We start from the raw sequence: 12110 nt of genomic DNA, 5'->3' as shown, positions 1-12110 counted from the left end.
ATCAACGCATCGGTTTCTTGTACACATATAAGGTAAGGCATGAGCGTTAGGCGTTTTATTGGAGCAAACAGTCGTGATGTCATGCGCCAGGTACGTGAAACACTTGGCGATGATGCCCTTATTCTGGCCAACCGACGCACCGACGATGGCATTGAAATTCTAGCGATGGCTGACGATGCCGTCGAGTCTGTCGAGGCTGCTCCAGAGCCGGTTGCGAGCCCGCTAGCGCCGCCTGTCGAGGCGCAGGATCCTCTTCAGACCATGAGTGAACGGCTGCTGCGCGAAATGCAGGATATGCGCGCTCTGATTACCCGCCAACAGGCGTCCCGCCCTATTGAACCTCCCCAGACAGTGGGTACACGAGAGCGGCTATATCAGCTGCTGGGCCGCGTGGGGTTTAGCGCCGAGCTTAGCGATGAGTTGCTTGAGGGGTTGCCTGAATCACTGCAAGCGCTTGATGCACATAGTGATCAGCCGCTAGTTTGGCTGCGTCACCAGCTGGCCAGCAGGCTCAATGTGCTGGACGAAGAAGCCAGCTTTTTCGATCAAACCGGTATTGTTGCTCTGGTCGGGCCTACCGGGGTGGGCAAGACCACGACCACGGCGAAGCTTGCCGCCCGCTTTGTGATGCGTCATGGCACGCGCCCCGTGGCCTTGGTAACCACGGATAGCTTTCGTATTGGCGCCCATGAGCAGTTAAGAATCTACGCTCGCCTGTTGGATACGCCCATGTATGCGTTAGACGCTGAGCAGCCGGTTGATGATCTGCTGGGGCGTCTGCAGGGCAAGCAGTGGGTCATGATCGATACTGTCGGCATGAGCCAGCGTGATCAGCGGGTAATAGAGCAGATTGCGCATCTGCAGGGAGGCCAGTCTACCGTTCGTCTGGTGCTTCTGCTGAACGCGGCCAGCCAGCCAGAAACCCTTGAGGAAGTCGTGCTGCGCTATCGTCAGGCCGCGCGTGCGGCGGGCGCTCAGCTTGATGACTGTATTATCACTAAGCAGGACGAAGCCGGTCGGCTAGCACCGGTATTGGATATCGTCATACGCCATGGAATGCGCGTGCTGTTCAGCTCGCATGGCCAGCAGGTGCCTGAGGATATGAGCGTGGCACTGCCTGAGTCGCTGATTGATCAGGCGCTGGAAACGCAGGTAGCTATGAATACGCGCGCCATACTGCCAGCACCTGTCAGCATGCCCCGCTGGTCGCGGGATGTGCTGGGCCAAGGTCGGCGGTTGTCATCGCTACTTACCCGCTTGCGTCAACGCATGGCAGGCTTCAGCGCTCTTGAAGCCGTATGGGATATTGGTGCGTTACCGGGCGGGTTACAAGATGCCCAGCTTGACCGGCAGCTTGCCCATTCTTCACCTGCTCAAGGGATAGTCTGGGCTGCGCGGCGCAATGAACGTGGCTGTGACTGGGCCATGCCGGATATCGGCTTTAATGAGCAGAACGCCTGGCTTGCCTTGCCCAGGCTTCAGCATCGCCAGCCGGCGGGCTGGCAGGCGCGTCTGGAAAATCTAAAAGAAACGGCTGGAACGTGTACGCATGTATTGCCCGTCTTACCCGTGCCGGAAACCGTGCGCTGGTTAAATGAGCAGCAACTGACCTGGATCAGCCTGGTTACCTCGGCACAGCGAGTATACTTTCACGGCGAGCGTTATGCGCTGCGCTTACTGTTTAATGAAAGCACGCTCAGCCATCATGTTGGCGTGCGCTTTCGCGGCCAGTACATGCAGCTATGGACCGCCTATGCTGAAGTAAACGATGAGGCTGGCAACGCATTGCTGGCATGGTATGGCGAGATTCGTGACCCCGAAAGCGCCAAGGTGGTTACCCGGCGTTACTGGCTCACGCCAGCCCACTTAGGTAGCGAGATCCTATCGCTGCTACTGATACAGCTACAGGGGGAAGGGCTCGCGGCGCTCACGAAGCGGGCTTGGCAGCAGTTGAAAGAGGCAGATAGCGGAGACCTGAGCTCCGAAGTGCGTTTATTGATGGCCAGCGGCATGGCCGCTGTGGTTGGTCACCTGGATAGCGCCGAGGATGACGCGGCCTCGACCCTGCGCACTGACCTTTTGAGCTTGCTGGGCGCGCGCCGCAAACGGCGCGATACGGCCATGTTGGACGCGCTGGTGTATGCCTTTATGGCACGTGACGCTATTCGCCAACTGGGCAGTATTAGTCAGGAGGTGAATGTATGAGCCAGGATCAGGCGGCGGGTCTGCGCCAATGGGCAGATACCCAACGCTTGAAACAGACGCAAGCTACTCCTAATGCGTCTTTAGAGGAAGAGGCGGATGCGGAAACTCAAGTAACGGAAACTGAAGCTGAAAAGGCCAGTGAGGCGCTTGAACAAAGTGTCTTCACACCCCCGCTCAGCATGCCCGAGTTACCCGAACGCCCGCTGATAAGGCCTAAAAAAACGCTATTTATCGTTGGTTTACCTGGCCATGGCGTGTCGTCAATCAATCAGGTGAAACGCCGGCTGGCGCAGTGGGCTGAATTGGGACGCCACTGGGCGGGTGATCCTGATGATTGGGCTATTCATGTGGTCAAGGCAGATGCGTCTGAACTGTCTCAGCTAAGCGCTGAAAATACCCGCTGGGCGCTGTGGGTTAACAGCGAGGCTGATGCGTTTGCGCAAATGTACCGCGTCTTACGCCAGGCACGTGAAAACGGCGGGCCACGCCAGCTTTTGGCGCTGCACGAGCCGCATTTGCCGCGCCAAGGACTGCTGAGTAATTTGCGTGAAGCCGCTGCGCATTATCTAGCCACTGATTTGTTGTTACTGGCGCGCTGAAAGCGACATATAGGCGCTTCTATGTAAGGCTTATGCCAAGTACCGTTGAGTTGGGGAAATGCCAAGTATGCTAAGCGGATGGTTAAAGGTAGTCGGCGTTGTGGGCGGGTTTCTGAGCATTATCGGTGCTGCTCAGGCAGCGGGTAGCTGGAGTGCGTCGGTACCCAGCGTGATGGTGGCAATGAGTGATCGTGAAAGTCGCAGTCAGCCGATAGCGCCACCCAATGGCGCACCGGTGCCTGACGGTATGCTTGACCGTATACACTGGCGGCTTGAAGCGCCTCCAGGGGCGGCCATCAACGCTTGGCTATGTCATCCAGAGCAGTGCGTTGCACTGAGTGGCGGGCGCGGTACCATTACCCAGCTAGCGGGCAGGCAAGCGGATGCGCCACTGCAGTTTCGCTTTGCATTGAGGCCAGGCCAGCGCCCGGTACGCGTGCAGGGGCTAAATGTAATCGTGAACTACCAGTAAAAGTTGTATAGCCGCGAGGCAATAAGATGTACACAGCAAAAGGCAGAATCAAACAAGGTGAGCTGTTAGCGCAGTACATGCCACTAGTAAGACGTCACGCCTTAACGCTGCAGGTCAGATTACCGGCAAGCATTGAACTTGATGATCTTATCCAGGCAGGCACCGTAGGGCTTTTAGAGGCACTAGGCCGTTTTGACGCCGCTCAAGGGGCTAGTTTTGCGACCTTTGCAAGCCAGCGTATCCGTGGGGCGATGGTGGATGAGCTGCGCACACGCGACTGGATGCCACGCAGCGTACGGCGGGCTGCTCGCGCCATGGATGACACGGTTCGCCGGTTGGAGCAGCAGCTGGGGCGCCCACCGGAAGAGAAGGAAATTGCGCTTGAGCTTGATATGCCGCTTGATGAATATCAGCAGCTGCTTAACGACACCAATAGTGGCCAGTTACTGCCGTTTGAAGAGCTTGTCGCCGATGGCGGCGAGCCAGCAAGCTTTGATGTCAGCAATCTACCGTTTGAAAAGCTGCTGGATGAGCAGCAGCGGCAAACGTTAATTGCCGCCATTGAGGCGCTGCCCGATCGGGAAAAGCTGCTGATGGCGCTTTATTACCAGGAAGAGCTGAACCTCAAAGAAGTGGGAGCTGTGCTCGGAGTAACGGAGTCACGTGTGTCGCAGCTGCATAGCCAGGCGATAAGCCGCCTGCGGGCCCGCTTACACGATTCTGCTTGAACCGCTTCTATCTACACAATAACCGGCAAGGAACCGTTGATGAACCCGTCTACGCTGATAGGTATATTCGCCAGTATGCTACTGCTGGTGAGCGTTCTGTTTTTTACTGCAGAGTCTCCGGAAAGCTTTATCAACCTGCCCGGTTTAGCGATCGTGGTGACCGGCACGTTGGCAGCCACGTTTATCAGCTACCCGCTAAAGGAAGTGTTGCGTGTGGTGCGTCTGGTGGGCCTCGTCTTTCGGCGTGAAAACACCTATGCACGTGACGATATCAATGAACTGGTTGCTATGTCCCGGCTATGGTTTAAAGGCGATGTGCGGGCGGTGGAAAAAGAGCTCGTGCATACACGTAACCCGTTTTTACGTACCGGCATTCAGCTGGTAATCGCCAATACCAAAGAAGACGAAATTTTCGATATGCTGCGCTGGCGCATCGCCCGTTTAAAAGCCCGTGAACATGCAGAAGCGCAAATTTTTCGCACCATGGCCACCTATGCGCCAGCGTTTGGCATGATCGGTATGCTCGTCGGGCTGGTGAATATGCTTGAAGTAATGGATGCAGGCGACCTGGATGTGATCGGTCCACGCATGGCGGTAGCGCTATTGACGACGTTTTACGGTATTTTGCTGGCCAACTTGGTATTCAAACCGATTGCCGTCAAGCTTGAGCGGCGCACGGAGGAACGCCTTATCACCATGAATATGGTGCTGGAGGGCATTTCCCTGATTACCAAACGGCGTCTGCCTTCATTTATTGAAGAGACGCTGAATTCGTTTATCGCCAATTATAATGACGAAATTCGTGATGCCAGCATAAAACCGCGACCTGATCCATCAAGTGCGGCGGCAAAAGGCTGACAAGATGCTGGATCGTGATACTCGCCATGCGCTGGAAATGCCCGCAGGGCAGAGCGAAAGCGATGAGAGCTGGCTAACCAGCTACTTGGACGTACTCACCCTGCTGATTACGCTATTTGTACTGCTGCTTGCTCTGTCGCCTCCAGGTGGCAGTGAGGTGGATGAGGGCGGTGGCGTGAGCACCAGCATGGAAGAATCGCTACCGTCCGCCACACTTGCTAGCGGAATGTACCCGCAGCACAGTGGATTGCAGCCGAAAATGGCAGCCTTGAATATTCCGGGTGTTAGCGTATCGCAAGGCCAGGGGGGCGTTACGCTGCGCATTGATGACAACCTTTTGTTTCCCAGCGGTGAGGCAGTGCTAACCGCTCAGGGGCAAGGTGTGATAGAAAGCCTTATAGAAGCGTTGGCAATCTTTGACGGGCAAATTTCAGTTGAAGGGCACACTGACAACCTTCCTATCGCGACTCCCCGATTCCCCTCCAATTGGGAGCTGTCTGCTGGACGCGCGATTGCTGTAATGCGCCATCTAGAGCGTCAAGGGGTGGCTATTTCTCGTATGCGGGCCGTTGGCTATGCCGACACCCAACCCATGGAGAGTAACGCAACGCCTGCTGGACGAGCCGCTAACCGGCGCGTTGAGCTATTGTTGCGTCAACCGTCAGAGGGGTGAATCAATTTACTGAAGGCCGGGTTTGTGTCTAAGCATCACCCTTTACTGCAGTCATTTGGTGCCTTGCTGGTGCTTGATGCCGATAGTCGGCATATCCAGGCCACCAGCACTAACCTTGAAGCGCTGGTCGGTGTTAGCGCCTCTCCAGCGCAGAAGGTAACGTTAAATCAGCTGCTGGGTAAGCGCATGGCCCAGCGTGTTCGGCGTGAACTGCAGGGCCAGCAGCGGCTGGCGGCACCGCTGGTATTCAGCCATGGCTTAGATAAGCAGGCCCGCCTTCAGCTGCGTGCTTACCGAAGCGGTGAGCACGTCATCATGGAGATTGAGCCGCTTGTCATTGTGGGCCAGCGGCGTCTATTAGGGGCGATCAACGAGCAATTGATCAAGCTCACAGAGGCGGCCAACCAGGAAGAACTGCTTACCTATCTGGTCAACGAGGTCCGCCAGTTAACGGGCTTCGAGCGTGTGACCATCTGTCATTTTGATCCCGATTGGCATAGCCACATTGTGGCCGAGGCTAAAGATGCCCAGCTGCCCGCTTATGTGGGGCAGCGGATGGCGGCCAGCGACACTCCACTCGCGCTTCGGCGTGCCTATGCGCGCCATCCGGTACGCTTTATTGAAGATGCCAAAGCGTCATTCGAACCCCTCATGCCTAACGACTTTCCGGTTAATCTAGGCGCGAGCGTACTGCGCGCGCCAGCCCCGGAGCGGCAATGCTATATGCAGCGCCTGGGTGTGCGCGCCATGCTATGCGTGGCGATGCAGCGTGACACTGGCCTTTGGGGGCTGCTTTCGTGCTTCTCGGCGACGCCGCACCCGGTACCAGCCTCGGTTCGGGATGCAGTACATATCCTGGTACAAATGGCTACCGAGCGGTTGGCCCTGCTGCGCGCTCGTCAGGAGGCACGTTATCTAAAGCGTGTTCAGGATAGCCTGATGCCTGCCACCAGTGCGCATCAAGAACCTCAAAGCCCGCAACAACTGCTGTTTAATCATGCCAATACGTGGATGACGCTGTTCCGTGCTCACGGTATTGCACTGTGGGTTGCAGGCGGCATCTATCAGGTTGGAAAGACGCCCACGCCTGAGGTGATAAGCCAGTTTGTGATTCGCTTGGGCACCGCCCATACGCATAGCGGCCCATGGTGCACGCGCCATATAGCCAAAGAGCCCTTGACCAGCTCGCTTGCCATGCCAGAGCAGTCGGGTGTGCTGGCCGTACCGCTGCCCATGAATCCGGCGCAGCGTGCGTGGCTATGCTTTTTTCGACCCGAGCAGGTGGAAGCGCTTTACTGGTCCATGCAGCCGACCAGCCAAGTCACGCCGTCAGTATGCAATTCGCCGCCAGCTGCCTGGTATGAGGACATTATCGCCAGCAGCGAAGCGTGGCAGCGTGTTGAGCGTCTGGCAGCTGTAAAGTTAGGCGAAGATTTAACACTTGCCATTTCACGTTACGAAATCGGCATGTTGAACATGCACTTGGAGAATGAGCGTAAGGCGCTAGCCGCTGCCAATCAACGCCTTGAACAGCTTGCCCATTTTGATCCGTTGACCCAGGTATGGAACCGCTATCGCATTGAACAGGCGATCGACACAGAGCTTGTCGCGGCGAAACGCTATGGAGCAGGTTTTGCACTGCTGCTTTTCGATGTCGATCATTTTAAAATGATCAATGATACCCATGGGCATAGCCTGGGCGACGACGTTTTGGTAGCACTGGCACGGCTGGTGGAAAATTCGCTGCGTGGCTGCGACTATTTTGGTCGTTGGGGTGGGGAGGAATTTGTGGTGCTTGCTACACACTCTGATCTGCAGGCCGCGCTAGGTTTAGCCGAGCGCTTACGTACACTGCTCACGACGCTTCACGTCGCAGGGCTTAACCAATTGGTCACCGTGAGTATCGGTATTGCGGTTTGGCAGCCTGGGGATAGCTGCAAAACGTTAATCGCCCGCGCCGATCAGGCCATGTACCGCGCCAAACGCGACGGGCGAGACCGCGTTGAAATAGCTGGCGGTGAGATAGCCTAAGCTGCTAAAAAAACGCTATTTTGATTGTTAGCCTTCAGCGCGCCGCCTCGCAAAGGGCCTGCATGCGTTCAATAGCCTCGTTGGCTCCTTCAAGCTGGAATGTCATATACCAGGGTGCTTGTTCGCCTTGATCAAAGCCTAGAAACAGCTGTTCGCCTTGACGCATCTGAGTCATTAATGTCTGCATGTCGCCAAGGTAGAAGTGCACATAAAAACCGTCATCGCCGCGCTCAGTGATAAATTCTGCCATGGTATCCACCACGGGGTGTTCATCAATGCGTAGCCGCGTGGGGACTAGGTTGACGGTTTTACTCTCACCTTGCTGTTGCTCCAGCGTGACACGCATTTCAAGCCAGGGTAAATCGCACACATTTTGTGTCGCGTTCAGGCTGAGCGTGGCGTCTGAGTAACTGTGTGTCTCAACGGCGCGAAAGTGATGCTCATTACCCAGCGTAAGCGCCATTGACTGCCAATGGCCATGCGTTTGCACATCCTGCATGTTAAACGTCGCAGCCGATACTATAGGTGCGCTAAAAAGTAAGGCGCTGGCCAGGGCAGTTGGTAAAGGTTTCATGGTTAGTCGTCAACGTTAGGTAATAAAAGCCTACAGGCTGTGTTGAGCTAAGCCCAGCGTAAAAAACTGCGTGCCTTGGCACGCAGCAGGATTAGGCAGAGAGATCAAAAAGCGGTCTAACGTCATCGTGAAGATAGCAGTCATCAAACTCACCTGCTTCGGCCAGTGCTTTCAGGTCGGGGATAGTCAGGTTGTGCCGGTCACGAAAAACAAGGCCCTCCTCACTCAGCGAGCTAAAGGTACGGCTGACGTGGACAGGGCTTAAGCCCAGAATGTCGGCAAGCTGCTCTTGAGATAAGGGAAGTCGAAACTGCCCATCAATATGGCTATTGGTCTGGCGTAGCCTTAGGTACATCTCGTAAAGAAAATGCGCCGTTTTCTGACGTGCACTTCGTCTGGCAAGGTTTACCAAACGCTCTGTGAGCAGCGCCTGATGGCGACTGGCGATGGCAAACACCACCGAGGTGAGCGATATGGACTGGCGAAATATTTCGAGAAGACGCTTATGCGGAAAATGACACACAACGCCATCGGTAATCATGCGTACATTTTCTAATCGCTGGGAAAAAGCGAATTCACGCAAACCGATAATATCGCCAGGTAAAAAAACCTCTAAAATCTGTCGGTTGCCGTTCTCAAGGTGGCGATAGGAGAACGCCCAGCCGCTTTTTAATGTACAAAATTCGCTTGCCGGATCGCCCATTTCCCAGAGTAGTGAGCCTGCTTTGATATCGGTAGGACTTTCTTCCAATGATACCAATAGCTCTTTTTCTTCCTTGCTTAGAGAGCAGTAATGACTGAAATGATGGAGGATGCAGCTTTGGTCTTGGCTCACAAGGGTTCTCCATGAGCATTGCTTAACAAATGTTAATAATTTGTCTAATAACTCTAAGCAATACAATTACATACTAGGCGGCTTAGCCACCCTGTTACAGGCATTATCGGTTAAATTATTACATAAAATCTACAACAGGGTAGGTAAATACCCACCCTGTTGTAATCGTTATGCAGGTTTGTGTTTTTTGCGCTTAAGTAAAGGCGATAAAAAACGCCCGGTATGCGAAATGCTCTGTTTGGCAATCTGCTCAGGGGTGCCCTCGGCGATAATCTGGCCACCCCCCGAGCCGCCTTCAGGGCCTAGGTCAACGATCCAGTCGGCGGTCTTGATCACATCCAGATTGTGTTCAATCACCACAATGGTATTGCCATGGTCACGCAGGCGGTGCAAAACGGTTAGCAGCTGGCGAATATCCTCGAAATGAAGCCCGGTGGTAGGCTCATCCAGAATGTAGAGCGTCTTGCCGGTGTCGCGCTTGGCGAGCTCACGGGCAAGTTTAACGCGTTGAGCTTCGCCCCCAGAGAGGGTGGTAGCACTTTGGCCAAGCCGAATATACGAGAGCCCAACATCCAGCAAGGTCTGTAAGCGGCGAGCAATGGCCGGAACCGGGCTGAAAAACTCAAGCGCGTCCTCGACCGTCATCTCCAGCACTTCGTGGATGGTTTTGCCTTTGTAGTGGATATCCAGGGTTTCGCGGTTATAGCGTTTGCCTTTACAAACGTCACACGGCACATAGATATCCGGCAAGAAGTGCATCTCGACCTTGATCATGCCTTCGCCCTGACAGGCCTCGCAGCGCCCCCCCTTGACGTTAAAGCTGAAGCGTCCCGGTTTGTAGCCGCGCGAGCGCGCCTCCTGGGTACCGGCAAACAGCTCACGGATAGGCGTAAATATGCCGGTATAGGTCGCCGGGTTAGAGCGCGGCGTACGGCCAATCGGGCTTTGGTCAATATCGATGACTTTATCGAGCTGATCTAGCCCTTCAATTTTCTCGTAGGGCGCGGCCGTCAGCGTGGTCGCACGGTTAAGCTCCCGGGCCGCGATGGGCATTAGCGTGCCGTTGATCAGTGTCGATTTACCCGAGCCCGACACGCCGGTAATCGCAATAAACAGACCCAGCGGCAGGCTGAGCGTCACGTTCTGCAGGTTGTTACCGGTTGCGCCGCGTAACACCAGATGCTTTTCCGGGTTACCGGGGATGCGATAAGGCGGAACGCTGATTTCGCGTGTGCCCGAAAGGTACTGGCCGGTTAACGAGGCGGGATTATCCATCACCTGCTGCGGCGTGCCTTGGGCCACAATCTCACCGCCGTGAACGCCCGCACCCGGGCCTATGTCCAGCACATGGTCTGCCGCGCGAATGGCGTCCTCGTCATGCTCGACCACGATGACGGTATTGCCCAGGTCGCGCAGCCGCTCAAGGGTTTTTAGCAAGCGATCATTGTCACGCTGGTGCAGGCCAATCGAAGGCTCGTCCAGAATATACATGACCCCCACCAGGCCTGCGCCAATCTGGCTTGCCAATCGAATTCGCTGGGCTTCACCACCGGAAAGTGTATCGGCACTGCGCTCGAGGTTCAGATAGTCAAGCCCGACATTAACCAGAAACTCCAGGCGAGCGTGGATCTCGTTAACTATTTTGTCGGCAATTTCACCTTTACGGCCGGGCAGGCTTAACTCGGCAAAATAGCGCCACGCTTCACCGATCGGAATGCGTACTACATCGGCGATGTTGCGATCGTCGACATATACATGGCGCGACTCTCTGCGTAAGCGCGTGCCATGGCAGGTGGCGCAGGGCTGCATGGCAATGTACTTCGCCAGATCATCGCGCACCATGTTGGACTCGGTTTCCCGGTAGCGGCGCTGCATGTTAGGCAGTACGCCCTCAAACACATGCTCGCGCGTTACCTTGCGTCCCCGGTCGCCAACATAGGCAAAGGGGATTTGCTCGTCGCCGCTACCGTTAAGAATTACATCCCGCTCGTGACGGGCGAGATCCTTCCAGGGCGTTTCCAGTTCGAACTGGTAGTGTTTGGCAAGCGCCTGCAGCTGGGTGAAATAATAGATATTGCGGCGATCCCAGCCTTTGATAACGCCTTCCGCTAATGAAAGCTCAGGGTGGCTAATCAGCTTTTCAGGATCAAAATACTGCTGTATGCCCAGGCCGTCGCAGGTAGGGCAGGCACCGGCTGGGTTATTAAACGAGAACATGCGCGGTTCAAGTTCGGCAAGTGAATAGCCGCAGACCGGGCAGGCAAAGCGTGAGGAGAACGCCAGGTCTTCCTGCTCGCCATCCATAAAGTGGATCATGGCGGTGCCGTCGGTGAGATTAACCGCGGTCTCAAACGATTCGGCAAGCCGCTGGGCAATATCGTCGCGCACCTTGAAACGGTCAACGACCACGCTAATGTCGTGCTTTTTGCGCTTGTCGAGCGGCGCAATATCGTCAAGCTCCAGCACTTGGCCATCGATCAACGCGCGAACAAACCCCTGCGCGCGAAGCTCGGCCAAAAGCTGTAAGTGCTCCCCCTTGCGTCCTTTGACCACAGGGGCCAATAACATCAGTTTCGTGCCTTCAGCCAGGTTCATTACCTGGTCGACCATCTGCGAAATGGTCTGAGCCTCAAGCTCCTCGCCGTGTTCGGGGCAGCGTGGAGTACCGGCGCGTGCAAACAGCAGGCGCAGGTAGTCATAAATTTCGGTGATGGTCCCCACGGTTGAGCGTGGGTTGTGGGAGGTGGATTTCTGCTCAATGGAAATGGCGGGCGATAACCCTTCGATGTGATCCACATCGGGTTTTTCCATCATTGACAGAAATTGACGCGCATAGGTAGAGAGCGACTCTACGTAGCGCCGCTGCCCTTCGGCATAGAGCGTATCAAATGCCAGCGACGATTTACCCGAACCTGACAGGCCGGTAATCACGATTAACTTGTCGCGGGGCAGTTCCACATCGATCTGCTTGAGGTTGTGGGTGCGTGCACCCCTGACCAGAATGCTGTCCATCAACACCTCGACTCGCGCGGCAAAAGAGTAATTATACGTTTGCCATCCCCTTCCCGGCAAAAACGCTTTTATAGCTTAACGCAGGACAGCGTTTCCAGCGTGGATGCAAACCGCTAGAATGGG

At 55.5% G+C, this 12110-nt stretch carries 10 protein-coding genes; 7 read left to right on the top strand and 3 right to left on the bottom strand.

The window, feature by feature from the left end; genetic code table 11:
• Positions 1 to 39: 39 nt before the first annotated feature.
• Genes flhF through D467_RS0112055 form a run of 7 tightly spaced genes read left to right on the top strand, consistent with a single transcriptional unit; the run spans position 40 to position 7566 of the window.
• Entirely contained in the window at positions 40 to 2205 is a 2166-nt protein-coding gene (gene flhF, locus D467_RS0112085) for a flagellar biosynthesis GTPase FlhF (RefSeq protein ID WP_026285742.1), read from the top strand.
• Complete coding sequence (locus D467_RS0112080; protein ID WP_018917778.1) at positions 2202 to 2804, top strand: hypothetical protein; 603 nt, start codon at positions 2202 to 2204, stop codon at positions 2802 to 2804. The genes flhF and D467_RS0112080 overlap by 4 nt, the downstream gene beginning before the upstream one ends.
• 58 nt (positions 2805 to 2862) lie before the next feature.
• Positions 2863 to 3276: a flagellar protein FlhE gene (locus tag D467_RS0112075; protein WP_026285741.1), complete on the top strand. Its 414-nt coding sequence runs from the start codon at positions 2863 to 2865 to the stop codon at positions 3274 to 3276.
• Positions 3277 to 3302: 26 nt separating this feature from the next.
• Complete coding sequence (locus D467_RS0112070) at positions 3303 to 4004, top strand: RNA polymerase sigma factor FliA (RefSeq protein WP_018917776.1); 702 nt, start codon at positions 3303 to 3305, stop codon at positions 4002 to 4004.
• A 39-nt stretch (positions 4005 to 4043) separates the two neighbouring features.
• The gene (locus D467_RS0112065; RefSeq protein WP_018917775.1) at positions 4044 to 4862 is read left to right on the top strand and encodes a motility protein A; all 819 of its coding nucleotides are present in this window, start codon (positions 4044 to 4046) and stop codon (positions 4860 to 4862) included.
• Between the two features lie 4 nt (positions 4863 to 4866).
• The gene (locus tag D467_RS0112060; RefSeq protein WP_018917774.1) at positions 4867 to 5535 is read left to right on the top strand and encodes an OmpA/MotB family protein; all 669 of its coding nucleotides are present in this window, start codon (positions 4867 to 4869) and stop codon (positions 5533 to 5535) included.
• Positions 5536 to 5559: 24 nt separating this feature from the next.
• Positions 5560 to 7566, top strand: coding sequence for a sensor domain-containing diguanylate cyclase (locus tag D467_RS0112055; protein WP_018917773.1), 2007 nt, complete (start codon positions 5560 to 5562; stop codon positions 7564 to 7566).
• Positions 7567 to 7600: 34 nt separating this feature from the next.
• Here the strand turns inward: D467_RS0112055 and D467_RS0112050 are convergent, their stop codons facing one another.
• The 3 genes from D467_RS0112050 to uvrA form a co-directional block, all read right to left on the bottom strand.
• Positions 7601 to 8140, bottom strand: a complete 540-nt coding sequence (locus D467_RS0112050; protein WP_018917772.1) for a hypothetical protein — start codon at positions 8138 to 8140, stop codon at positions 7601 to 7603.
• 91 nt (positions 8141 to 8231) lie between these two features.
• Positions 8232 to 8975 carry a Crp/Fnr family transcriptional regulator gene (locus tag D467_RS0112045; protein ID WP_018917771.1) on the bottom strand — a complete coding sequence of 248 codons (744 nt, stop codon included), beginning with the start codon at positions 8973 to 8975 and terminating at the stop codon, positions 8232 to 8234.
• A gap of 168 nt (positions 8976 to 9143) precedes the next feature.
• Entirely contained in the window at positions 9144 to 11987 is a 2844-nt protein-coding gene (gene uvrA / locus D467_RS0112040) for an excinuclease ABC subunit UvrA (protein ID WP_018917770.1), read from the bottom strand.
• Between the last annotated feature and the right edge of the window lie 123 nt (positions 11988 to 12110).

Source organism: Vreelandella zhanjiangensis DSM 21076 (assembly GCF_000377665.1).
Classification (GTDB): Bacteria; Pseudomonadota; Gammaproteobacteria; order Pseudomonadales; family Halomonadaceae; genus Vreelandella; species Vreelandella zhanjiangensis.
The sequence above is the reverse complement of the archived record's forward strand: the minus strand, read 5'-3'. Positions and strand labels throughout refer to the sequence as shown.

Bases quoted from the DNA above. Each gene is read 5' to 3' on its own strand.
- flhF (WP_026285742.1), top strand. From the start codon at position 40: ATGAGCGTTAGGCGTTTTATTGGAGCAAACAGTCGTGATGTCATGCGC.
- D467_RS0112080 (WP_018917778.1), top strand. From the start codon at position 2,202: ATGAGCCAGGATCAGGCGGCGGGTCTGCGCCAATGGGCAGATACCCAA.
- D467_RS0112075 (WP_026285741.1), top strand. From the start codon at position 2,863: ATGCCAAGTATGCTAAGCGGATGGTTAAAGGTAGTCGGCGTTGTGGGC.
- D467_RS0112070 (WP_018917776.1), top strand. From the start codon at position 3,303: ATGTACACAGCAAAAGGCAGAATCAAACAAGGTGAGCTGTTAGCGCAG.
- D467_RS0112065 (WP_018917775.1), top strand. From the start codon at position 4,044: ATGAACCCGTCTACGCTGATAGGTATATTCGCCAGTATGCTACTGCTG.
- D467_RS0112060 (WP_018917774.1), top strand. From the start codon at position 4,867: ATGCTGGATCGTGATACTCGCCATGCGCTGGAAATGCCCGCAGGGCAG.
- D467_RS0112050 (WP_018917772.1), bottom strand. From the start codon at position 8,140: ATGAAACCTTTACCAACTGCCCTGGCCAGCGCCTTACTTTTTAGCGCA.
- uvrA (WP_018917770.1), bottom strand. From the start codon at position 11,987: ATGGACAGCATTCTGGTCAGGGGTGCACGCACCCACAACCTCAAGCAG.